We start from the raw sequence: 23,994 nt of genomic DNA on the forward strand, positions 1-23,994 counted from the left end.
GGAAAAAAACATGGGTAAAACCACACCAAGGCGTCCGGGCAAAAAAGTCTCTGTGACCCATCAAGACTTCACCCGGGCCAACATCGCCAGCGGTTCGCGCGTTGTGCGGCTGGGCGTCACTGACCTGTCGTTCCACCGTGCAACCGCTGCGGTAGTCGCCCAGGTCATGCAACACATGGGCCTGACCGTGGAGCGCCAATATGCCCTGCACGAAGACAACTTCAAGCGCTTGCGCGAAGGCACGATCGACATGCTTGCTTCGGCCTGGATTCCGTTCAGCCACGGGATCTACAAGCAAACGGTCGACGCGGTGACGCCCACTCGCGAGCTGGGCCTGCATTACCAACCGTATGCATTGTGGGGGGTGCCCGACTACGTGAGCGAGCATGCAGTGGCCTCCATCGAGGACCTGCTCAAGCCCGAAGTCCGCGCCCGGATGAACCCGCTGATCCAGGGGATCGGGCCGGGTGCCGGGATTACCCGGTTCTCGCTGAAGATCATGGACGAGTACGGTTTGAGCCGCGCCGGGTATCAGTTCCGCACAGGCACCCAGGATGACTGCATTGACGCCTTTGAAGCCCTGTATCGCCAACAGCATTGGGGCGTCGTGCCACTGTGGCATCCGCAGTTCCTGCATCACCGCTACCGCATTCGTGACCTCAAGGACCCCAAGGGTTTGCTCGGTAGCATCGACCGCGCGGTGCTACTGGCTCGCGAGGATCGCCTGGCGCTGCTGACGGCGGCCGAGATCCAGGTACTGGACAACATTCGCCTGTCCAACGCCATCGTTGCCGAGCTCGACGACGCCTTCAATCGCGGCGAACAGTCGGCCGACGAAGCGGCGAGTGACTGGCTGGCAAGACACCCGCAAACGTTGCGGGCCTGGTTGGCGCCGCTGGCCTGAACAGGCGTGTCTTTCGATGCACTTGACGAATTCTGAATTCGCCACGGGCTGGCTACAAGCCGGTGTTCCTGGGGATTAACTTGGTATTGCAGGCTTTCTGCAATGACCCACCAATGAGGAATCCACCATGCTTTATCTAGTGTTCAGCGGCACCATCAAAGCAGGCAAACAGGCCGAATTCTTTCGTGATGTCGCCGCCGTTTCGCAAAAGCTCACACGCCAGCATGACAAGGCCGTGGTTTATCAGTGGCACCAGGACGAAGAGAACCCCGACAAGTTTTTCCTCAACGAACAATGGGAAAGCGTCGAGGACCTGCACGCGCATTTTGAAACCCTCTACAAGGCCTTCGGCCCGGCCAAGCCTACCGAGCGCCTGCCGGCGAAGATCCTCGCCTACCTGGATGAGGCGCAAGTGAATTTCTACAAGGCTATTGCCTAAATAACCCCGTCCCCCCCCCTGTGTTAAAGGGGCTGGACGGGGTACCTCATCTGCAAACCCGCGAAAACACACCGGAGACTGTCATGACTTTTCCCTGCTCCACAGCCTCAAAGATCGACCTGATCACGCTTTCCAAACGTCGTTATACAACCAAGCTCTTCGATGCTTCACGCAGGATTCCCAAGGCAACTCTGGAGCTGTTGCTGGAACAACTGCGCAACAGTCCTTCGTCGGTCAACTCGCAACCCTGGCATTTTGTGGTCGCAGAAAGTGAGCACGGTAAAGCACGCATTGCCAAAAGTGTGGAAGGTGCCTTTGCCTTCAACCAGGCAAAAATCCTCGACGCCTCCCATGTGCTGGTGCTGTGTACCCGCACCCAGATGTCCGAGGAGTACCTGCAGGCCTTGCTCAGTCAAGAGGCGAGCGATGGGCGCTTTCACGACGCGCAAGCCAAGGCCGGCCAGGACCGGGGACGACGCAGCTTTGTCAACCTGCATCGCTATGATCTCAAGGACGTTCAGCACTGGATGGAAAAACAGACGTATCTGGCCCTGGGCACCCTGTTGCTGGGCGCTGCGGCACTGGACCTTGATGCAACCCCCATGGAGGGTTTCGACAGCAAGGTGCTGGATACCGAACTGGGGCTGCGTGAGCGCGGCTTTACCAGTTCAGTCGTGGTGAGCCTGGGTTATCGCAGCAACGAGGACTTCAACGCCCGCTTGTCAAAGTCCCGGTTGCCGGCCCAGGGGCTGTTCGACTTTATCTGATTGCAGTGACTTGCGCGGGCCTCCAGGAGCCCCGCGCAAGGCGCTAGATGCCGTCAGTAAAAATGCCGAGCTGCCTGGCCATGAACAGCTCATTGCGCTCGACGATTTCCTCGACCACCTTGCCCTGGGCATTGAACCGGAAATAGGTCAATGCGCTCCAGGCCAGGTCCTTGCCACTGACATCGTAGCCATGCCAGGTATTGGAGCCCTTGGCGTGATGCATCAGCGCAACCACCACCACATCGCCGGCCACCACTTCCTTCTGGAAGATGGTCTCGATCGAGTCGTAGCGTTCGGTGACGTTCAGGCGCAAGGCCTGCTTGAAAGGTTCGACACCGACGATAGGCGCCGGACAATCGGGGCGATGAACCACCACATCGTCGGCAAAAAACTCCGCTACGCGCTCAACATCCTTACCGTCGACGCAATACTTGAAGTACTTTTTCACTGTATCCAGATTCTTGCTCATTTCGACTCCGATCAAGTTTTTCCCTGCACCCAACGGCTAGACTGGCAGGGGCAGAAAAAGGTTAACCGGCGGCACAAACCTGAAAAAGTCTGTAGATGGAAAACACACTTGCGCGCAGCGGAGCAATGCTGATGGATCGCTGGACCGAATATGAGTTGTTTGTAAAGGTCGTGGAACTGGGCAGCGTAACCAAGGCCGCAGAGGCCCTGGACCTCTCCAGTGCGGCCGCCAGCCGGCACCTTGCGGCGCTGGAGAATCGCCTCGGCGTCAGGCTGATCGAGCGCAGCACCCGGCGCTTGTTCGTCACCGAAGTCGGCAAGGTGTTCTACGCCAGCACCAAGGCGGCCCTCACGACGATGCAAGGCGCTACCGAGGCGGTCAGTGCGAGCAAAAATCATCCAGCCGGGGTGTTGCGTGTGACCGCATCCTTATCCCTGTGCCTGCAACATATCTTGCCGCTAGTCCCCAGGTTCAAGGTGCTGTACCCGGATGTGCGCCTGGATGTCGTGGCCGAGAATCGCTACCACGACATCATCGATGACAACATCGACGTGGCCCTGCGTACCCGTGACAGCGAGCCGGACTCCAGCCTGGTCATCCGCCGCCTGACCGATACGAGGCGCATACTGGCCGCCTCGCCGGACTACCTCGAACGCAACGGTCACCCCGAACATCCGCAGGCGCTGGCTGAGCATCAGTTGTTGCTCTACAGCTACGCCACTGATCCCTATGAGCTGACTTTCCAGCGCGAGCACGAGACCCTCACGGTACCCGTCACCCCTGCGTTCGAGTCCAACGACGGTTATCTGCTCAGGGCCATCGCGCTGCAAGGGATGGGTATCCTTGCGCAACCAACGTATGTGATACACGACGATATCGCCGCCGGGCGATTGACTCCCGTGCTGACCGACTGGGACCTGCCCCGCCTGGAAATCAACCTCGTCTACCCTTCGCGGCAACACCTGCCGGCCAAGACCCGCGTGTTTATCGACTTTATCGTCAAGTCGTTCCAGCACCTGGATTGAGTGACCGTATTCAGTGCTGGATCACCGCTTTCAACACGGCCTTGAAGGTCTCCAACTGCGCTTCGCTGAATTGGCTGAAAACCTTGTCCTGCTGCTCGCGGGCGATGGTCCACAGCGACTCGGTTTCGTCGATGCCCTTGGGGGTGAGTTTTACCCGTTCCTGATCATCGCGCACCAACGCCTTGCGCTTGAGGTTGTTCACCGCCTCTTCGATCTCGCGCGCCGGCATTGCCACTTCGCGCTGTAAATCGGCCAGGCTCAGGCCAGCGTCGTTTTCCAGCACCATCAGCATCCGTGCTTCACTGGTGCGCAGGCCGGTGGACAGTTGGCGTGGTTGGTAGCTGGCCTGATAGGCCCGCAGCGCCTGGGTCATCAGGTAGTAGAGGTTATGGCTCAGGCGGCCCTGGAAATGGCTGCTCGGTGGCTGGCCGTCCTCGCGTTTGGTCATGCGGGTGTGCGGCAACACCATGGAATACGCGCCCTGGTGATACAGCAACGGCGAGCGGCCGCAGTCGTCGAATGCAACCACTTTGCCAATCATGATCCAGTGATCACCGCCGTCTACCTGCTGGTACTTCTCGCACTCAAAACGTGCCGAGCAGTCAGCCAGCACCGGAGCCCCGCCCTCACCGACCTGGTACTCGACTTCGGCAAACCGGTCTTCCTTGGGGCGGGCAAAGTTGTTGGACAGGTCGATCTGATCGGCGGCCAGCACATTCACCGCAAAGTGGCTGGCGGCCTCGAACACTGCGTGGCTGGTCGAGCGTTTGTCGATGCTCCACAGGATCAGCGGCGGGTCCAGGGACACCGAGTTGAAGCTGTTGGCAGTCACGCCAACCTTGCGCCCTGTGGCGTCAGCCGCCGTCACCACGGTGACGCCGGTGGCGAAATTGCCCAGGGCGCGACGAAACGCGCGGGTATCGATGCCAGCAGCCGTTGTATTTTCAGTAGACATGCAAGACTCCCGGGCAGGCCGATGGCCCTGCCCTGATTGTTCTTATAGGTAAAGAGTGGTGGGTCAAACCATCGCCGGGTCTGGATCCAGGCCCATCAGTTCACGCCCCAGGATCTGTGCGCAAACGTCATAGTCGGTGTACGCATGCGCCCCGGTGAGGTGCGCATCGCGAAACAGTCGTTGCAGTTCGTTGGACTCAAACCACGCACCGCCGCCAGCGGCCTCCATCAAGCGGTCTACCGCCTGGATGCACAGCTTGGTCGCGTAACCCTGGTTGGTCCGCCAGAACGCCAGGGTGCCACGGCTTGGATATTCATGACGCTCGCTGTGCTCGGCGATCTCGCTCCAGCTCTTTTCCAGCAAGGCCCGCGCGGCGGCCACCTGGTGTGTGGACTCGGCCAGGCGCATCAGCGCCGGTGTCGCTGCGCCGACTGCCGCACCGGTGTAGGCCCGCACCCGGTTCTTGGTCTTTTCGCGGAACACGTCGAGCATGCGCTCGGCGATCCCCAGGCTCACGGTGGAGAAGCCGCTGGCAAAATACGGACGGTACGGGGCGAAGAAAATCTTGCTGTGCGGATACAAGCCAAAACCCGCCGACTTGCCCTCCATCATGTCCTTGGCCTTCTGGATGCGGTGCACGGGCACGAAGGCCTGATCGACGATCAAGGTCTTGCTGCCACTGCCACGCATGCCCACAGCAAACCAGTCGTCACGAATCGTGTAGTCACTGCGCGGCAGCACGGCGAAGCAATAGTCCTGGGTGCCTTCGGCGTTTTTGCGACGAAAGCCCATGATCGCCCACTCGGCATGGTCACAGCCTGAACTCCAGCCCATCTCGCCGCTGAAGGTCACGCCACCCGGCACTTCTTCGGTACGCCCGAACGGTGCGATGCTGCTGCTGGCGGTCGCGTCGGGGTCAGTCCCCCAGACCTCGTCCTGCAGCTTTGACGGGAACATAGCCATCTGATGGCTATGCGTACACAGCAGGCTCATCGCCCAGGCAGTGCTCGCGCAAGAGCCGGCCAACAGCGCGATGCATTGGGCAAAATCCGGCAGGGAGATTTCCATGCCACCGTACTTTTTCGGCAGGAACGCCCGATGCATGCCGATGCCCTTGAGCAACGCGATGTTCTCGGCAGGCACACTACGGTCGTTCTCGGCGGCGAAGGCATTGGCAGCGATAGTGGGCAAGACCGACTTCAGGTCTTCCAGCAGAGGGTTTGGCTTTTTCATGGGTCGTCTCTTTATTATTGGATATCCCCATTCCTGGTGCGCCTGCGTCCTGCTCAAGCGAAAGACAGGGTAAAACCACCGGGAACGTTCGTAATGACACGACCAGTATGTGACCCAGGGTCGCAGCGCAAAATGCACGTTCCAGATGGAAGATTGTACTTTCCATGGCCCACAAAAAAGCCGCCGCAGAAACTGCGACGGCTCAGCAAAGGCACAGCCTTATGTAGGCGCTGGCTTGCCAGCGAAAACCGCCCAGGCGCCGCATTCATCCAGGTGCCCGGTATCGTTAGCCGACTCCTACAGGGTTAGCGATAGCGCTCAAGCCAATGCGCGTAAGGCGCCGGCAGGGTCCAGGAGGCCTTGTCTACTCCCAGTTCCTTGGCGGCGAAGTACGCCCAGTGTGGGTCGGCCAGGTGTGCACGGCCTACGGAAACCAGGTCCAGATGACCGGCCTGCAACGCGCCTTCGGCCAGTTGCGGCGTGCCGAACCCCCAGGCTGACGTGACCGGCAGACCGGCTTCGCGGCGCACGCGCTCGGCAATCGGGCCCATGAACGCCGGTCCCCAAGGGATATTAGTGTCAGGGATAGTGAAGCCGACGCTGACGCTCAGCAGGTCCAGGCCGCCCGCTTTGAAACGGCGAGCCAGTTCGATGGATTCTTCCAGGGTCTGTTCGTCGCGCCCGTCGTACTCGATTACGCCAAAACGTGCGGTCAGTGGCAGGTTTTCCGGCCAGACTTCACGCACGGCGGCCAGGGTTTCAAGCATGAAGCGGCTGCGGTTGTCCAAGCTGCCACCGTAGGCATCGGTGCGCTGGTTGGAGTGCTCGGAGAAAAAGCTCTGCCCCAGGTAACCGTGGGCGAAATGCAGTTCGATCCATTCAAAGCCAGCATCGCGGGCTCGGCGGGCGGCATCGACGTAATTCTGTTGGACGCGGGCAATGTCTTCCAGTGTCATCGCACGCGGGACGTTCGGCAGGTTCGCGCCAAACGCGATGGCCGATGGCGCGAGGGTTTGCCAGCCACGGGCGTCGCCTGCGGGGATATGGTCATCGCCTTCCCACGGACGGTTGGCACTGGCCTTGCGCCCGGCGTGGGCAATCTGGATGCCGGGCACCGAGCCTGCAGCCTTGATCGCCTGGACCATAGGCACGAAGGCTTGTGCATGGGCGTCGCTCCAAATGCCGGCGCAGCCAGGGGTGATACGACCTTCAGGTGCAACGGCGGTTGCCTCGACCACCACCAGGCCAGCGCCACCACGGGCCAGACCGGCAAGGTGGACGTGATGCCAGTCGTTGACCAGGCCATCTTCAGCCATGTATTGGCACATCGGCGGAATGGCGATGCGATTGCGCAACGTAACGTCTTTGAGTGTGAAGGGTTCGAACAATGCAGCCATGGGAATGCTCCTGAAACGAGGGTAACGTTTGATTCGATAGTTCGATCTTAATCGAACTATGGTAATCAATGCTAGCCCTGTTATCATTCGTTTCATGCGAGCCTTTAAACACCCCTCCTCTGAAGAATTGACCCTCGAACGCCTGCTCTATGCGTTGAGCGACCCTGTGCGCCTGGACATCGTGCGCTGCCTGGCCGGCGTTGAAGAAGCCAGCTGCGGCGAGCTCGATGGCGGGCGCCCCAAGTCCAGCATGTCCCATCACTTTAGGGTGTTGCGCGATGCCGGGCTGGTGCATACGCGCAGCGTCGGCACGACCCATATGAACTCGTTGCGGGCCGATGTGTTGGCGGTGCGGTTTCCTGGATTGCTGGAGTGCATTCTGTCCCAGCAGTGAAGCACTTGGGCTAATGCCAGTCAGTTAAGCCTTTTTGTAGGAGCGAGGGGGACGCCTAGTTCTTGCTCGCGAAGAACTTGAGAGCGCCGCGTTTACCTAGCAAACACGCGTTATCGTTGACGTCCTTCGCGAGCAAGAACTAGGCGTCCCCCTCGCTCCTACAGAAAGCAGAATCCGCTTAACTGACTGGCATTAGGCACTTGGGCGCCCTTTCGGGCGCCATCGCCTATGAGGTCAGTAGAAATACGCCAGGCGAAACTGCAGCGAATTATCGATCTTCACCCCTTCGCGCACTGATGTGTCATGCATCAGTTGCCCCAGCACCTGTACCTGCTTGCCCAGCATCGTGGCCACGGTAAAGCCGACCGTGCCATTGCTGCGGCTGGTGGCCAGGGTTTCATGGTCCAGCGTCTCGCGGGCGCCCCAATTGTGGCGATAGGAGATGGCCGCGTAAGTCTCTGGGGTGAAGTTGTAGCGCAGGTGGTTGTGCAGTTGCAGCAGCGGGTCTTTCTTGGCATCGGTGGCGCGCTGTTCGCCGTAGAACTCGGTTTCGGCGATCACATCCCAGGTGATTTTGTCGGTCAGCCCCTTGATATACCCCACCTGGAAGTCCAGGGCCCAGCGATTGTTGCTCAGGGCAAAGCTCTGGTTCTTGTCCGCGCCCGTGGGCGCGGTGACAAATACTGACCAGCCCAGGTGCTCGTTGTTGGCCAGGTCCGCAAGAGTCCACACGGTGCCGCCAAAGGTGATGTCGCCCAACCCCGAGTTCTTGCTGTCGCTGGCGCCGGTCTTCTGGTAACCGAAAGGAATGACGATCTGCGGGTCCCAGGTCAGGCCGGTGTTGAAGAACTCGGTGAAGTGGATCAGGCGCAACACGCCTACGCTCATGTCCAGGTCCAGGTTGTCGGCGACTTTCTTGCCGCCAGAGTAAACCTTGTCGCCCCGCGGGTTCTGCTGGTACAGCACCACCACATCAGTGCCCTGGGGCAAGGCGGTGTAGTCGCCGGGGTCGGGCTTGACGTCGGCATGGGCCAATGCTGCCAGGCTGGCGAAAAGTGTGCCGAGGGTCAGCGTACTAAGTGTTTTCATGGCGAGTCCGTCTTATTGTTATTGGAATTGGAGGCAAAGCTTCGCCATGACGACTCCACAGGAAGTCGCCAGGCGCAAATTTCAACGAGGGGTCAGTGGAGCGTCTTGAGATCGGCCTGCAAGTCCTGGGTCCGCTTGACCAGGTATTGGCGGATCAACTCCATGTCTTCGCGTTGCAGAATGTCGGAGAAGTTGGGCATGCCCCGGTTGATCAGCGCCCCGCTGACAAAAGCCGGGAATGCCGCGTGCTTGTTGTCATCCAGGTAACGCAGGTCCGGCACCACCCCGCCGCTGATGGCATTCAGGCCATGGCAACCGGCGCACAGGCCGTTGAACAGGTCACGCGCCTGGGCCAGTTGCCCGGGTGTCGCGGTGAGTACCTGGCGGGTGGCCGGCAGCACGGGCGCGGCCTTGGGCGGTGGCAACTCGCCTGTAGCACCGAGTTTGAAGGCAATGACCCGCGACTCGGCCCGCACCTTGCCCTTGTTGGTCAGCGGGCCGGTCAACAGCGGCAGGATCCCGCCCCAGCCCACCGAGAACGCCACGTACTGCTCACCATTGACCGTGTACGTGACCGGTCCCGCCATCACCCCGGAATTGGCCCGGTGCTCCCACAGCGGCTTGCCAGTATCGGCACGGTAGGCCACCACCCGACCGTCGGCGGTGCCCTGGAACACCAGGTTGCCCGCCGTAACCAGCGTGCCGCCGTTGCCGGCACTGATGTAGGGCTGTTTCCAGGCGGCCTGCTGCTTGACCGGATCCCAGGCGATCAACTCACCGCTCCAGGCGTCACGGATCTGGCTGAGCACTTTCGGGTCTTCCGGCAGGTCCGGCACATCCAGGCCAAAGTTGACCACCGATTTGTTCGGCAGAAATTGCGGGGCCTTGGCCGCCTTCAACTCCGCCAGGGTGTACTGCGCCGGAATGTACACGTAGCCGGTCTTCGGGCTGTAGGACATGGGGTGCCAGTTGTGCCCGCCGAGGAAACTGGGCTGCACCACCTTCGGTTCCTTGGAATAGTCCGCCGCGCCGGTGAGGATCGGGCGCCCGGTCTGCAGGTCGATGCCACTGGCCCAATTCACCGGCACGAAATTCTTCGCTGACAGCAGTTTGCCGTTGCTGCGATCGAGGACATAGAAAAAGCCGTTTTTCGGTGCCTGCATGATCACCTTGCGCACGCTGCCTGCAATGTTGATATCGGCGAGGATCATGTGCTGGGTCGCGGTGAAGTCCCACTGGTCCTGCGGCGTGACCTGGTAGTGCCAGACGTACTCGCCGGTGTCCGGGCGCAAGGCCAGGATCGACGACACATACAAGTTGTCGCCCTTGCCATTGCTACGGAACTGATAGTTCCACGGCGAACCATTGCCAGTGCCCACGTAGAGCAGGTCCAGTTGCGGATCGTAGGCCATGGAGTCCCACACTGTGCCGCCGCCGCCCCACTTGACCCAGCCGTCGCCATCCCAGGTTTTCATGGCCTTGCTCATCGCCGCGTTTTCCGCGGGCAGCTTGGGATCACCCGGCACGGTGTAGAAGCGCCACACTTGCTTGCCGCTATCGGCGTCATAGGCCGTGACGTAACCGCGCACGCCGAATTCGGCACCGCCATTGCCAATCAGCACCTTGCCCTTGACGATGCGTGGCGCGCCGGTGATCGAGTAGCTCTTGCTGCGATCAATGAGGGTGTCGACGCTCCACACCGGCTGGCCAGTGCCCGCATCCAGGGCAATCAAGCGCCCATCGAAACTGCCCACGTAGACTTTGCCCTGCCACACCGCCACGCCCCGGTTGACCGGGCCACAGCAACCCTGGCTGAGGTTTTCGGCGGGCACTTTCGGGTCATATTTCCACAGCAGCTCGCCGGTGGCGGCATTCATCGCATAGACGATGCTGAAGGCACCCGTGGTGTACATCACCCCATCGACCACCAGCGGCGTGGCTTCGGTGCCGCTGTCGATATCCAGCTTGGTGGTCCAGGCCATCCCCAACTGGCCGACGTTGCCGGCATTCACCCCGTCGAGCGGGCTGTAGCGCTGCTCATCGTAGGTGCGGCCGTGGCTCATCCAGTTTCCCGGCTCCTGGTCGGCGGCTATGATGCGCGGCCCATCGACCTGGGCCGGGCCTGCGAATGCAAGCGAGGCCATCAGCAAAGGGCTGCCTATCAGCAGGCTGCGTATTCTCATTGTTATTGTTCTCCAACATTGATCGGCTCGGTATCAACCCAGCCCAGGCCAGGCTATTAGAGAGCCTGTCACGCCATGGCACTTGACTGAGGCTGCCAACGCGCTTGGCATTCCCTGCCAAACCGTGGCTTACGCAGGGTGCTGGCGAAAATCCCGAGGCGCATGCTGGAAATGGCGCTTGAAGGCCCGGCTGAAGTGCGCGGCGTCGACAAATCCCCACTTGAAGGCGATCTGGGTGATCGACTCATGGCGCAGCTCACGCGCGCGCAGATCCTGGGCCACCCGCTCCAGGCGGCGTTGCTGGATATAGCGCGCGATACTTTCATGGCGCTGCTCGAACAAGCGATACAACTGACGCACCGATACATTCAGGTGCCGCGCCAGGTATTCAGGGCCCAGCTCGCTCTCTTGCAGGGAAGCTTCCACCAGGCGGGTGGCCAACCCATAAATATCGTCATGCCCTACACAGGCAAATCCGGGCTGGCCTTCGGCACCCTCGTCCAGGCCGGCAATCGCCAGCCCAATCAGCGCCTGCTCCAACGCCGGGCCATCGTTCTTGCCGCCATGACCTTCACTCAACTCGGCGTCGCCCAGCGAGCGGACCAAGGCGCGGATCATATGGGTCGAGACACTGTTGCGCGCCAGCTTGCCAAACAGGCGTTGCTGGGCGAACTGCCGGCTGACGGCTTCGCGTGATAGATGCACCGAGATATTTTGCACCAGGCCTTGCGGCTCGATCTCAAAGGGCCGGGCTGAATCCACCAGGGCAATATCATCCGGCCCCAGTTCGATCACTCGGTCTTTTTGTCGGATAAGCTGATGACCACTGCTTTGCAGGATCAGAAAACAGTGACGGTCATCATCCCCATCGCCACGGGTGTGCTGCCGACTGATCAAGCCCGCGTTGGTGCGGATATGCGCCAACTCCAGGCCACACACATCCTGGCCATGGACACTGCCGATAAACAGGCTGTGGCGCTCAGAAAGCGCGGTACTGAAATTGCCGCACACCGCACGCAAGTCACGGTTCCAGTCGGCAAACTCGGTGCGGGTGTGCAACAAGGCAGGCATAGCCCCTCCCACAGATAATTTATAGTTATATCGTTAACATATTATCTATGTAGGTACACCTGCAAGCCCTAATCCATGCGTCGCGTAATCAGTTCGCTGATCGCCTGGGCATTCATCGGCATGCTGAGGTAGAAGCCTTGCGCTTCATCGCACTGCACGATTTTCAAGGCCTTGAGCTGGTCAAGGGTCTCCACGCCTTCTGCAGTCACCGTCAGCGATAGCGCCCGGCCCAGGCCGACGATGGCCTGGATGATCGACTGGTCGCCGCCGCTGGCGGTCAGGCCACCGACAAAACTGCGGTCGATCTTCAGCCCATCAAACGGAAATGAGCGCAGGTAGCTCAGTGATGAATAGCCGGTGCCAAAATCATCCATCAGCAAGCGTACACCCAGGGCCTTGAGGCCCAGCATGATGCTCAAGGCAATTTTCTCATCGTTGAGCATCACGCTTTCGGTCAGTTCCAGTTCCAGCCGCGCCGGGTTCAAACCCGTCTCGGCCAGCACCGATTTGACCCGCGCCACCAAGTGCCCGCGCTGGAACTCGGTAGAAGACAGGTTGACCGAAATCATCACGTCCTCAGGCCAGCCCGCTGCGGCCTGACACGCCGCGTGCAAGACCCAATTGCTCAGTGGCAGGATCAGCCCGGTTTCCTCGGCAATCGGGATAAACACGTCCGGCCCCAGCAGCCCACGCAACGGGTGCTCCCAACGCACCAAGGCCTCGGCACCGGCCAGGCGCTTGCCTTCGATGCGGTAGCGCGGCTGGAAATCCAGGCGCAGCTCGTCATTCTTGATCGCATGGCGCAAGTCGCTTTCGAGCTGGCGTCGCTCGATGATGCGGGCATTCATGTCGCCGGCATAAAAACGCCAGGTATTGCGGCCACCGTCCTTGGCCTCATACAACGCAATGTCGGCGTAGCGTAGAAGCTCTTCGGCCAGGGTCGCATCCGCCGGCGCCATGGCAATCCCGATGCTGGCGCTGATAAACACTTCATGCTCGCAGATGTAGAACGGCTGCTCGATGCAGTCGATCAGGCGTCGGCACAGGCTCTCCACTTCCAGCGGCGAGCTCATGTCCGCCACCACCAGCACAAACTCATCGCCGCCGATACGCGCCACCAGGTCGTCACCCCGCAGGCAATCCTGCAGCCGACGGGAGACCTGGTTGAGCACCTCGTCACCCGCCGCATGCCCCAGCAGGTCGTTCACCGGTTTGAAGCGGTCCAGGTCGATGCTGAGCATCACCAGCGGTTTTTCCAGGGTCGGCGAGGCCTTGAGCTTGCCCTCCAGAAACTCCTGCATGCGTGTGCGGTTGGCCAGCCCGGTCAAGGCATCGTGTTGCGACAAGTATTCAATGCGCCGCCGGGCGGCGACCTCTTCGGTAATGTCGCTGGCAGTGCCCCGATACCCCTGCCCCGGGATCTCGCGTACCGACAACCGGCAGATACGCACCTCGCCCTCGCCAGACAGGTAGTTGCACTGCACGATGGCATTGGCGCGCCGTGCGTGCTCCTTGAACCAGATCGACAGCGAACCCTGATCGGAGGTCAGCAGCTCATCGAGCGCAAGCCCCAGGCACTCGCGGCGCACAAGCCCGGTGATCGCCTCGAAGCGGTCCGACAGGTAGGTAAACCGCAGGTGGCTATCCACCTCCCAGATCCAGTCGGATGCCGCTTCCGCTACATCACGAAAGCGCTCCTCGCTGACCGCCAGGGCCGCGCGGCTGGCTTGCAGGGTGGCGTAGTTGCTGTCCATGATCCGTGCTGCAGCGGTAGTCCGGCGCAGGATGAACCAGGCCATCAGGCCGAAAATCAGGCCGGCGACCGTGACCAGGGGCACGATGATGACCAACAGCTGATGCCCCGGGTCCTCCGAGGACCACTGCACGACGCCGGCATTATCCTTGAGCTGCAAGGTTGGAGTGCTGGCCGAGCCCGCATTCGACGAGGCGACTTGCAAACCCTGCACACCAAAATCCCGGCCCAGAGCTTCGAGCCTTGCCGGTTCCAATTTGGCCACGAAGATCAGTACCGATTGGGGACCGTCATCGGCCGTTACGTCCGGATCGGTTCCGGGCGTGAGTGCCGCTGCCGCCAGTACAGCGGGTGTGCCGCCTGCGTTGATAAGCCGGCTGACAGACTGGCTGTTGACTGCAGCCGCGCGGGCCTGGGCCAGCAGCGTATCAATCGGCGCGTGCAGCCAATCCTGCACGGCAACCGTCTGCAACTGGCCGTCAATCACCGAGTACACCGTACGGCCCGCAGGGTCGACAATAAAGACGCCCTGGAAGCCCAAGTCCGTGAATAACGTAGCGCCAAGGTTCTGCCGGACAAACGCCCATTCCACGTCAATCGCCTGGTGCAGGTGCTGATAGGCATCCCCCCAGAATGCGTAGTCCTTAACCGTAGAACCGGCGATTTTTTCAACCGATAGCAAGGCGTTTTCGATATCGAGCCGGCTATGTTCCCCGGCATCGTGGTTCAGGTGATGGGCAATGGAGGTCAGCAACAACCCCACCAGCAGAAACATCGCCAGTAACAGCGTCGAGCACGCGACTAAAGAGCCGCGTGCCATCGAAAGATTGGAAGTTCCTTGCCGTGTGGCCTTGGGGTCAACGTTGAGCTTTTCCATAGCGCTCCAGGCGTCATGACGCCCCAGGAACCCGCATCGAAAATCACATTGCGCACCGCAAAGTGCGCGACTGCCTGCCCATAGACGATAGACACTTTTTCAGGATTCCTCGGGTTTCCTGAAAAAAATCAACGGCTGGCCGATGTTATCAGCCCCCCTCAATACACCACATACCGCACGGCATAACCGCCAAGGCGCTGATGCAACTGCTCACGCTGCGCAGCCGTCAGGCCAGGCACGTGAATATCCACCCGCTGCCCATGGCGCTCGTCACTCAGCGCCTGGACCTGGCTGCTGGCAGCAATCTGCCCCACTTCGTGTTCGAACACTCGACGCACCGCATCCAGGCGCAAGGCCGGCTTGAAGGTCTTGCCCACGGCGGTCAACGGGATCTGCTCCACCAGCCAGATATCCTTGGGCACCGCCGCACGCTCGTGAATGTGCTGCATGGCGTGTTCCATCAGTTGGGCTGCGCTGGCCTGCTCACCGGCCTTGAGCTGGATGTACACCACCGGTAGCTCTCCGGCCTTGATATCGGGTTTGCCCACCGCCGCCGCCAGCGCCACGGCGGGATGGCGATGCAATGCCTCTTCGATCATCTGCGGGTCAATGTTGTGACCGCCACGGATAATCAGGTCCTTGCTGCGACCGGTCAGCCAGATGTAACCATCGGTATCGATCCGCCCCAGGTCACCGGTATTGAACCAGTCGCCATCGAGCCAGATGCCTGCGTTCTTGTCCGCCTGCAAATACCCCTTGAACACCGTCGGACCGCGCAGGCACAGGGTGCCAGGCTCATCCGTGGCGGCATCACGCGTGTAGTTGCCATCGCTGTCGAGCACCGCGATCTTGACCTCGCAATACGGCAGGCGCAGGCCGATGGAGCCGGGCCGGCGCTCGCCCTCGTAAGGGTTGCAAGCGGTGGCGCAGGTGCCTTCGGTCAGGCCATAACCTTCAATGATGCGCAGCCCGGTGCGGGCTTCGAACTGGCGGATCAGCTCCACCGGCATCGGCGCCGCACCGCAGAGCGCAAAACGCAGGGTGGAGACGTCAATACCGGCGTTGGGAACCTGCAGCAGTGCCGCATAGATGGTGGGTACACCGCTGAAACTGCTGACGCGGTAGCGCTCTACCAGTCTCCAGAAGTCCTTGATCAACGTCGGGTTGCGGTAACCCTGTGGCCCGGGAAGCAAGACCTGGGCCCCCCGGTGAAAGGCCGCAAGCCCGGTGACCATCACCCCGTTGACGTGGAACAGCGGCAAACCACACAACAGCACATCGTCCGGCACATATCGCCCGTGCAGGCCAATGATCTCGGCCATTGCCACTTCGTTGAAATGGGTGTGGGGCGCCAGCTTCGGCGTGCCGGTGGTGCCGCCGGTGTGGAAGTAGGATGCGATGTCATGCGGCTGGATGACGCGCCCGCTCTCCAGATAATCGGCCGGGGCAGCGGCGAGCAGTTCATCGAAATCCAGTACGCCTGCGGGCATCGGTGATCGTTGAGCCTTCACGGCACTGCGTTGCGGTTCTGCCAGCAGGTTGGCCAGATCAACCGTCACCACTGTGGGCATCTGCGGCAACAGGTCGGCCAATGCGGTCACCTTCTGCCACAGGTCCGTGCCGGGGAACGGTGCCAACGTGACCAGCACCGAGGTGTCGGAAGCGCGGATCAGCTCGGCAATGTGCTCAGGCTCCAGCAACGGGTTGATGGCATTGACGATCCCCGCTGCCTCACCGCCCCAAATCACAAAGTGGGTATGCGGCAAGTTGGGCAACAGGAAGGATACCGACTGCCCTGGTCGCAATCCCAGGCGGTGCAAGGCATTCGCGGTTTGCGTGACCTTGGCGAACAGTTCGGCATAGCTGATGCGCCAGGGCTGGTCGTCGATGCTGCCCGTGGGCAGGAAACACAAGGCTGGCAGGTCACCGAAGCGCTCGGCCGAACGCTGTAGCAACTCATAGGTACTGGCGGGCAGATCACGCGCAGCCAACGGGCACTGCCGTTCAAGGGCTTCGATATCACTCAGCCGAGCGAGGGAAACAGGTGCAGTCATGGTCTTGGGGTCCTTGCTTGGACAACGGTTCGCAGGCGCGATTTCAGTTTTTCACTATAGGCGCCAGCGGATGGGTCGTGGGAAACGCCTGTTCATAGGCGCGACACACCCGCAGTACCTGGTCATCGGCAAATCTGGCGCCAACCACCTGCAAGCCAATCGGCAAGCCTTCGCTGGAAAAACCACACGGCAAGGACGCGGCAGGTTGCTGGGTCAGGTTGAAGGGATAGCTCAACGGTGACCATTTCATCCAGTCCTCCAGCCCCGAGCCAGGTGGCACATCGTGCCCTGCCTCGAATGCGGTAATGGGCATCATTGGGCAAACCAGCAGGTCATAGCGGCTGTGGAACTGATTCATCCGCGCCACCAGCGCAGCCCGTGCCTCCTGGGCCGCGGTGAAATGTGCCAGGGTGGTGTGCTGGCACTGCTCGGTAAACCGCCGCAGGCCCGGATCCAGCAAATCCTTCTGCTCACTGCTCAGTTGCCTTGCCAAATCCACGGCCCCAGCGTAGACCACGGTTTTGAACAACTCCAACGGGTCACTGAAGCCAGGGTCCACGGCCTCCACCTGCGCACCCAACTGCGCCAGGCGCTCAACCGCCTGGGCCACCGCGCGGGCCACTTGAGGGTCAACTTGCACATAGCCAAAATCCGCGCTGTAGGCAATGCGCAGCCCACGCAGGTCGGTGTCCTGCGGCAACCAGGGCGTATGCCGTGGCGCCCCCAGCAATCCATCCCGGGGATCAGGCCGCGCGACGGTTTGCAGAAACAACACGGCATCGTCCACCGTGCGCGTCATGGGCCCCAGGTGTGAAACCAGGGTGGTAGCGCTGGCCGGCCACTGGGGAATGTAGCCAAAGGTGGGCTTGAAGCCGAAGGTCCCGGTGAAACTGCTGGGGATGCGAATCGAACCGCCGGCATCGCTGCCCTGGTGCAACACCCCCAGGTTGAGCGAGGCCGCCACCGCCGCGCCGCCAGACGACCCGCCAGAGGTCATGCGCGTGTCCCAGGGGTTGCGGGTGATGCCGTAGAGCGGGCTGTCCGTCACACCTTTCCAGCCGAACTCAGGGCTGGTGGTCTTGCCCAGGATAACGGCGCCCGCGTCGCGCAAAAACGTGGTGATCGGCGCGTCGACCTCCCACGGCCCCTCTGCGGGAATCACCCGCGAGGCTTTACGGGTCGGCATCCCGCGGGTCGCTGTCAGTTCCTTGATCGAGGTTGGCAAGCCGTCCAGCGCACCACAAGGCTGGCCCTTGAACCAGCGCTGCTCAGCCGCACGGGCCGTGTCCAGCGCACCTTGCGGGTCGGTATAGCAATAAGCGTTGACCTGCGGGTTGAAGCGCTCGATACGGGCCAATGCATCCTCGGTGACTTCCACCGGCGACAGCCTTCTGGCGCGGAAATGTTCGAGCAGTTCGACGGCACTCATCTGCGCAATAGTCATGACAAAGTCCTGGTAATGGCGATATTCCCTGTAGGAGCGAGCTTGCTCGCGAAAAACCCGAGAGCGCCGCGCTTAACCGGCAAGCCCGCGTTATCGTTGACGACCTTCGCGAGCAAGCTCGCTCCTACAGGGGGCGTGATCTCAGCGCAGGTAGTCTTCCACCAGCGCCACCCAGCAGGCCGCGCCCAGTGGGATCAGTTCATCATTGAAGTCGTAGTGATCGTTATGCACTGAGCAACCGTTGAACTCACCCATGCCATTGCCCAAGCCGAAATAGCACCCCGGCACCTCATGCAGCATCCAGGCAAAATCTTCGCTGCCCATGGCCTTTAGCGACACTTGCTCCAGGACATTGGCGGTGCCCAGCGCCCGCTTGGCCGCCTCCAGCATGTGCTGGGTCTCGGCCGGGGTATTGACCAGCACAGGCGCCAGCAGTTGATAGTCGATATGGGCCGTGACGCCAAATGACGCGGCCTGCCCCAGGACGATCCCACGGATTCTTTGCTCGACGAACTCACGCACCTGCGGGTCGAGGGTACGCACGCTCAACTCCAGCATGGCCGTTTCCGGGATGATGTTGACGGCAGTCCCGGCATGCACCTTGCCAATGCTGATGACCGCCGAATCGTTGACCCCGATATTGCGCGACACCACGGTTTGCAGCGCGCTGATGATGCTCGCCAATGCCGGGATCGGATCAATGCTGCGCTCCGGCATCGCCCCATGCCCGCCACGCCCCGTGAGCGTGATGCACACCCGCTCGGACGAGGCCATGACCCCGCCACTCTTGATGATCGCGTGGCCCACCGGGAACCCCGGCATATTGTGAAAGGCGTACACCGCATCGCACGGAAAGCGCCGGAACAGACCATCGTCCATCATCGCCTTGGCGCCGGTCAGCCCCTCTTCATCCGGCTGGAAAATCACGTTCACCGTACCGTCGAACTCAGCATGCAACGCCAGTTGTTCAGCTGCCGCGAGCAAGGTTGCCGTATGCCCGTCGTGACCACAGGCATGCATCAATCCTTCACGACGGCTGGCCCAGGGCAAACCGTTTTTCTCAACGATGGGCAGCGCATCCATATCGGCCCGCAGCCCCAGGGTTTTTGAGCCGCTGCCACGCCGCAGCACCCCGACCACACCACAACCGCCGACGCCGGTGTGTACTTCGTAGCCCCAGCCTTCGAGCAAGCCAATGACCAAAGCTGCCGTTTCCCGGGTGTTCTGCCCAAGCTCAGGTTCGGCGTGGATATTGCGGCGGATCGTGACAAAACGCTCGGTACTGTCTTGCAGGCGCGTGTGTAGAGGGCTGTAGTTCACGGTAGATTCCTTATTCTTGGGTTCAGGTCAGAAAATTCAGGGACGCCCAGGGTGCTCAGGGTAGAAACGCAGTGCCGCGCCACTTAAAACGATGGCCCCACACAAGTACCAGGCCGGTACCAGCGGGCTGCCGGTCAGGGCAATCAGCCACGTCACGATCAACGGTGAAAAACCGCCGAACAGCGTCACGCCAAAGCTGTAGATGATCGACAGCCCCGTCACCCGGTCATCACGGGAAAAGGCTTCCATCAACAATGCCAGCCCCGCTCCACCGCTGATGGCCATGGGTAGAATCAGCAACGAGACCGCCACCAGGCACAGCAGCGTACTTTGCTGGTCGAGCATCACAAACGCGGGATAGGTCAGCACCGCTTGCAGGCCGCACAACCAATACAACAGGGGTTTGCGCCGGGGCATGCGATCGGCGAAACGCGAGGCAAAAGGCGGCACCACGGCCAGCAACACACAGGCAAAGGCCACCAGGCCAAAGGCAAAGCTGCTGGGGTAATGCAGCGTGCGGGTCAGGTAGGTGGGCATGTAGAACACCACCATGTACGAACTCACGGTGGAGCTGGCCATCAGCAGGATGCCCAACCCCAGGGTGCGTGCGTGATTGCGCACGAAGTCGCGAAATGGCGTGGGTTTGTCGATGTTTTCGTGGGTTTCATCCAGGTGCTGGCGGATGTACCAGCCCACCGGACCAATCAGCAATCCGATGATGAACGGCACACGCCAGCCCCAGCTGTGCAACGCCTCCTGCGACAGCATCGTGGTCAGCACCAGCCCCGACAGCGCGCCCAACAGCGCGGCGGCGCCTTGGCTTGCGCCCTGCCAGCAGACCATGAAGCAACGGTTATCGGTACGCCCGGACTCCATCAAGAACGCTGAGGCCGCACCCACCTCGCCGCCAGCCGAAAAGCCCTGGAGCAGACGGCCAAAGACCAGCAGCACGGTGGCAAAGATGCCGATGCTCGAATAGGTCGGAGTGAAGGCGATAATGCCGGTGCCCACGGTCATCAAGGCGATGGTCAGGGTCAACGCCTGCTTGCGCCCATAACGGTCGGCGAACCGGCCAATCAACACCGCGCCCAGGGGGCGGATCAAAAAGCCCAGGGCGAAGGTCACCAGCGACATCATCAACGACGCCAGCGCTGAGTCAGCCGGGAAAAACAGCTGGCCGATAATCACCGCAAAAAAGCTGTAGACCGTGAAGTCGTACATTTCCAGGCCGTTGCCCAGGGACGAGGCCACTACCACGCGGCGCGTCCTGGCGCGCGACGGCACCGCCGGCACAGGGGCTACATAGTCAAACGAGGATGAAGGAGCCGAGGTCGTCTTCATGGTTTAGCGCACCCCGGACTGACGCAGGGCATTGGGCGTGAACTCACCTTCCAGTGCTTTCACATCAAACTGATAGTTGCGTTTTTCTTCGTTCTTCAGGCCCAGCACCAGGTACCGCCCGCTGATCATGTCATTCAGGGTTTCGGCGGTGTAGAACGGCACCTGATGGTTGTAGTAGGACTGCTGGTGGGCTTCAGCCACGCGCCACAAGGTATTGCGCCCGTCGTAGTGGTCAATCACAGCCGCTTGCCAGGAGTCCTCGTCGATGTAGAAATCGCGCTTGGCATACACATGCCGCTGGCCCGGTTTCAACGTCGCAACCACATGCCAGACCCGGTGCAACTCATAACGTGCCAAGCCTTGGTCGATATGGCCGGCCTTGGTGATATCCGCGTACTTGAGCGTGGGCGAATCGAGTTTGTAGCTGTTGTAGGGAATGTACAGTTCCTGCTTGCCGACCAACTGCCAGTCGTAGCGATCCGGCGCGCCATTGAACATGTCGTAGTTATCGACCACCCGCTGGCCATCCGTACTGGCGGCCGGGCCGTCATAGGCCACCTGCGGCGCCCGGCGCACTCGCCGTTGGCCTGCGTTGTAGATCCAGGCCTGGCGTGGCTCCTTGACCTGATCGAGGGTCTCATGCACCAACTCGACGTTACCGGCCAGACGCGCCGGGGCAATCACTGTCTGCTTGTTGTAGAACAGCACATTGCTCGGTTTGGCCGGATCGTAATCGGCCAGGCTTTCGCGCAACACATACTGGTGGTCATAAGTCACTGGCGTGCCCACACCGCGTACATCCGGCACGATCTGCACCATCTGGCGCTTCATGCTGTCGCCCCGATAACGGGTGATGTGGTTCCAGATCACCTCCAGGCCGTCCTTGGGAATGGGGAACGGATAAGCCTTGGTAAAGTTTTCCAGACCGTTGCCACCCGCGACCAGCCGGGTGTTCAGGGCATTTTTGCGCGCGGCCTCGACAATCGCCGGCGGCACGTTGACGCTGCGGTGCGTGGGATAAACATTCATGGTGTAGTCGGGGTAACGCTTGAACATGCCGATCTGGCCTGGAGACAGGCGGCCCTTGTACTGCTCGACGTTCTGCGCAGTGATGGTGAACAACGCTTGTTCATTGGCGAAGGGGTCGGCCAGGAACCCGGCACTGTCGACCGCACCGGCATCCTTGGGCAAACCACCGGTCCAGGCCGGGATCGAGCCGTCGGCGTTGCCGGCTTTTTCGCCGCCCAGTGGCGTCAACGTGGTGCCCAGCCGAGCCGCTTCCTCAGGTGAAACAGCGGCCATCGCCGAACTGCAGAGCAGCAGCGCCAACGTGCTGCCATATATAACCGGTGTCGAAAAATTCATCAGGCTCAATCCTTTTCTTGTTATCGGATGGCAGGTTCAGAAGCTCACGCCCATGCTCAGGGAAACGAAGTCACGATCAGTCGCCGTGTTGTAGTCACCCCCAAAGAAATCGGTGTAGGACAGGCTCGCCGTGTAGGTATTTTTCAAGTCCGCATCCAGGCCAAGACTGATGGCCTTGCTGCCTTCGTTGAAGTTGGGGCCGTAACCTTCCACGTCATGGGACCAGGACAGGCTGGGCTTGAGATTCACCCCGGCAAACACGTTCTGATAGTCAAGCATCGCCCGCGCCCGGTAACCCCAGGAGTTGCGGGTGTAGAACCCTTTGCTATTGCAGTTTTGCGGGTTGACCGGGTTGGCCATGGTCGGGCAATTGCGGTTATCCGGCAGCTCGCCATTGCCGAAGATGCTGTCGCGGCCAAAGCGCAGGGCACTGCTGTTGAGGTCGCCAAGATGGTTGTAACCCACTTCGGAAATCAGCGTCAGGCGTTCGGCCGACCACACCTGGTCGATAAAGTGGGTGAACGTGACCTGCGCCTGGCTCACCGGTTTGCGCACATAACCGTGGAAATCTTCGCCGGGTACCGGCCGGGCGAACCCACTGGCGAAAATCGGGCTGCCCAGGTCCGCCGCCATCGAGCCGGCCAGGGCGGAAATCGTCACATCACTGCCGTTGAGGGACAGCGGCATGTTGGGTCGATAGCTCAGCTCACCGGAGACGGCGGTGGTGCCCAGAGTGGTGGAAAAGCTCAGGCCATAGAGGCGGATATCTTCCGGGTATTCGACAAAGTACTCGGCGCTCGACGCCTGGGTGCCGGGCTTGACCGCAAATGGGCTGTCCCCTACCCGGCCGCCGACAAAAGGTGCGCGGCTGTGATAGTTCATGGCATACAGCCCGAACTCGGTATTGTTCAGAGCCTCGGCCTGCCAGCGCAGCGCCACCCCGAACTGGCCGCTGTCACGCGCATCACGATCGGCGCCGCGCGTGAAGTGATACTGCCCGCTGGGATCCCACGGCGGCGAAAACCCCATGCGCGTGCTACAGCCGTCGGCCATCACGTCCGAGCCGAAAAAAGTGCCGCAGTTATCCAGAACCGTCTGGTCCCACTCCAACTGGTAGAACACCTCGGCAGACACGCTGTCGGTCAAGCCCTGGGATAGAAACAGCATGTTCACCGGGATCAGCCCTTCCTTGATCTCTGCCCCTGGCCGGCGGAAAGCGGCCACATCGGTGGGGTTGATCACGTTGATCCCGTTACCGATAAACGTACTCTCGCCCCAACTGATCACCTGTTTGCCCACCCGCGCATTGCCGGGTTGGCCGTCGATGAAATAGTTGTGATAGATGAATGCATCGAGGATTTGCGCACCGGATGACTGGGCCGCTTCCTTGCGATTGCTATCGCTGATGGGCAGGTAGCGGCGGCTCTCGTCCTTGAGCTCGAAGTCGTACCAATATTTGCCGCGCACAAAGACACCGGTATCGCCGTAGCTCAGTTGCAAGTCGTGCACGCCCTTGAAGATCTTCGAAAAGGTCTCGCCTTTACGAAAATTCATGCGTCCGTCATCGGCACTCTGGCTGGAAGCGTGCCCGCCGTTCCAGGTGCCCACATAAGCCGGGTCTGCGTTACGCAACGCCCAACTGCTGCCAATGGACAACGACGAGTCGAACTGCCCCTCGATTTCTCCGACATTGAAGCTGATGGCCTGGGCCTGGATGCTGGTGCCGAGTGCGAGGACGGCGGTCAATGCACAGGGCCGCACTCGATCAAACTGAAAGTGGTTTGCCACAGAACTTCCCCATCGTTTTTATTATTGAAGGCAGTGCACGTGGCCTGCCGGGCGATGTTGGCGCTGGAGAATCTTCGGGGAGCGTGTTAAAGGTGTCCAATGCAAATATGAAGGAAGATTAATGCA

The 23,994-nt window shown here is 60.9% G+C and carries 20 protein-coding genes and 1 pseudogene; 6 read left to right on the top strand and 15 right to left on the bottom strand.

The features are described from left to right. Positions 1–10: 10 nt before the first annotated feature. The 3 genes from BFQ03_RS11415 to nfsB all read left to right on the top strand — a co-directional run bounded on the left by BFQ03_RS11415 (position 11) and on the right by nfsB (position 2,110). A complete protein-coding gene (locus tag BFQ03_RS11415) occupies positions 11–904 on the top strand; it encodes a glycine betaine ABC transporter substrate-binding protein (RefSeq protein WP_083204833.1) in 894 nt (297 codons plus the stop codon). A 127-nt stretch (positions 905–1,031) separates the two neighbouring features. Continuing rightward, a complete protein-coding gene (locus BFQ03_RS11420; protein ID WP_032861341.1) occupies positions 1,032–1,343 on the top strand; it encodes a putative quinol monooxygenase in 312 nt (103 codons plus the stop codon). Positions 1,344–1,456: 113 nt separating this feature from the next. Then, entirely contained in the window at positions 1,457–2,110 is a 654-nt protein-coding gene (gene nfsB, locus BFQ03_RS11425) for an oxygen-insensitive NAD(P)H nitroreductase (RefSeq protein WP_065943178.1), read from the top strand. Between the two features lie 43 nt (positions 2,111–2,153). Here the strand turns inward: nfsB and BFQ03_RS11430 are convergent, their stop codons facing one another. Beyond that, a complete protein-coding gene (locus BFQ03_RS11430) occupies positions 2,154–2,579 on the bottom strand; it encodes an ester cyclase (protein WP_065943122.1) in 426 nt (141 codons plus the stop codon). A 131-nt stretch (positions 2,580–2,710) separates the two neighbouring features. Here BFQ03_RS11430 and BFQ03_RS11435 point away from each other — a divergent pair, with 131 nt between their 5' ends. Beyond that, positions 2,711–3,604 (top strand): LysR family transcriptional regulator, encoded by an 894-nt coding sequence (locus tag BFQ03_RS11435; RefSeq protein WP_032861451.1) that lies wholly within the window; start codon positions 2,711–2,713, stop codon positions 3,602–3,604. A gap of 10 nt (positions 3,605–3,614) precedes the next feature. Here BFQ03_RS11435 and BFQ03_RS11440 read toward each other — a convergent pair whose 3' ends face one another. The 3 genes from BFQ03_RS11440 to BFQ03_RS11450 all read right to left on the bottom strand — a co-directional run bounded on the left by BFQ03_RS11440 (position 3,615) and on the right by BFQ03_RS11450 (position 7,189). After that, positions 3,615–4,559 carry a p-hydroxyphenylacetate 3-hydroxylase reductase component gene (locus tag BFQ03_RS11440; protein ID WP_065943123.1) on the bottom strand — a complete coding sequence of 315 codons (945 nt, stop codon included), beginning with the start codon at positions 4,557–4,559 and terminating at the stop codon, positions 3,615–3,617. 63 nt (positions 4,560–4,622) lie between these two features. After that, entirely contained in the window at positions 4,623–5,792 is a 1,170-nt protein-coding gene (locus tag BFQ03_RS11445) for a p-hydroxyphenylacetate 3-hydroxylase oxygenase component (protein ID WP_065943124.1), read from the bottom strand. Positions 5,793–6,097: 305 nt separating this feature from the next. Next, entirely contained in the window at positions 6,098–7,189 is a 1,092-nt protein-coding gene (locus BFQ03_RS11450) for an NADH:flavin oxidoreductase/NADH oxidase (RefSeq protein ID WP_032861349.1), read from the bottom strand. Positions 7,190–7,247: 58 nt separating this feature from the next. On the opposite strand from BFQ03_RS11450, the gene BFQ03_RS11455 reads away from it, so the two are divergent. Further along, positions 7,248–7,583: an ArsR/SmtB family transcription factor gene (locus BFQ03_RS11455; RefSeq protein WP_029291131.1), complete on the top strand. Its 336-nt coding sequence runs from the start codon at positions 7,248–7,250 to the stop codon at positions 7,581–7,583. Positions 7,584–7,817: 234 nt separating this feature from the next. On the opposite strand, the gene BFQ03_RS11460 is transcribed toward BFQ03_RS11455, so the two are convergent. From BFQ03_RS11460 to BFQ03_RS11505, 11 genes and pseudogenes are all read right to left on the bottom strand, one after another. After that, positions 7,818–8,672 (bottom strand): transporter, encoded by an 855-nt coding sequence (locus BFQ03_RS11460; protein WP_065943125.1) that lies wholly within the window; start codon positions 8,670–8,672, stop codon positions 7,818–7,820. A gap of 92 nt (positions 8,673–8,764) precedes the next feature. Beyond that, on the bottom strand, positions 8,765–10,855 hold the full coding sequence (locus BFQ03_RS11465) for a PQQ-dependent dehydrogenase, methanol/ethanol family (RefSeq protein WP_032861354.1): 2,091 nt from the start codon (positions 10,853–10,855) through the stop codon (positions 8,765–8,767). Positions 10,856–10,984: 129 nt separating this feature from the next. Further along, a complete protein-coding gene (gene feaR / locus BFQ03_RS11470; protein ID WP_032861355.1) occupies positions 10,985–11,926 on the bottom strand; it encodes a transcriptional regulator FeaR in 942 nt (313 codons plus the stop codon). Positions 11,927–11,994: 68 nt separating this feature from the next. Further along, on the bottom strand, positions 11,995–14,556 hold the full coding sequence (locus tag BFQ03_RS11475; RefSeq protein WP_065943126.1) for a bifunctional diguanylate cyclase/phosphodiesterase: 2,562 nt from the start codon (positions 14,554–14,556) through the stop codon (positions 11,995–11,997). Between the two features lie 158 nt (positions 14,557–14,714). Next, entirely contained in the window at positions 14,715–16,610 is a 1,896-nt protein-coding gene (locus BFQ03_RS11480; RefSeq protein ID WP_065943127.1) for an acyl-CoA synthetase, read from the bottom strand. Positions 16,611–16,653: 43 nt separating this feature from the next. Beyond that, entirely contained in the window at positions 16,654–18,054 is a 1,401-nt protein-coding gene (locus tag BFQ03_RS11485; protein WP_032861360.1) for an amidase, read from the bottom strand. Positions 18,055–18,083: 29 nt separating this feature from the next. Next, positions 18,084–18,194 (bottom strand): annotated as a pseudogene (locus tag BFQ03_RS31075) (outer membrane lipoprotein carrier protein LolA); the annotation flags it as partial. A gap of 1 nt (position 18,195) precedes the next feature. Further along, positions 18,196–19,374, bottom strand: coding sequence for an amidohydrolase (locus BFQ03_RS11490; RefSeq protein ID WP_050593392.1), 1,179 nt, complete (start codon positions 19,372–19,374; stop codon positions 18,196–18,198). Between the two features lie 36 nt (positions 19,375–19,410). After that, the gene (locus BFQ03_RS11495; protein ID WP_083204834.1) at positions 19,411–20,715 is read right to left on the bottom strand and encodes an MFS transporter; all 1,305 of its coding nucleotides are present in this window, start codon (positions 20,713–20,715) and stop codon (positions 19,411–19,413) included. 3 nt (positions 20,716–20,718) lie between these two features. Then, on the bottom strand, positions 20,719–22,080 hold the full coding sequence (locus tag BFQ03_RS11500; protein ID WP_065943129.1) for a DUF1329 domain-containing protein: 1,362 nt from the start codon (positions 22,078–22,080) through the stop codon (positions 20,719–20,721). A 36-nt stretch (positions 22,081–22,116) separates the two neighbouring features. After that, on the bottom strand, positions 22,117–23,826 hold the full coding sequence (locus BFQ03_RS11505) for a DUF1302 domain-containing protein (RefSeq protein WP_223232679.1): 1,710 nt from the start codon (positions 23,824–23,826) through the stop codon (positions 22,117–22,119). On the opposite strand from BFQ03_RS11505, the gene BFQ03_RS30230 reads away from it, so the two are divergent. Next, entirely contained in the window at positions 23,826–23,990 is a 165-nt protein-coding gene (locus tag BFQ03_RS30230) for a hypothetical protein (RefSeq protein WP_162237646.1), read from the top strand. The two genes, BFQ03_RS11505 and BFQ03_RS30230, sit on opposite strands and share 1 nt — an antisense overlap. Positions 23,991–23,994 lie beyond the last annotated feature (4 nt).

Source organism: Pseudomonas sp. 25 R 14 (assembly GCF_900004755.1).
Lineage (GTDB): Bacteria > Pseudomonadota > Gammaproteobacteria > Pseudomonadales > Pseudomonadaceae > Aquipseudomonas > Aquipseudomonas brenneri.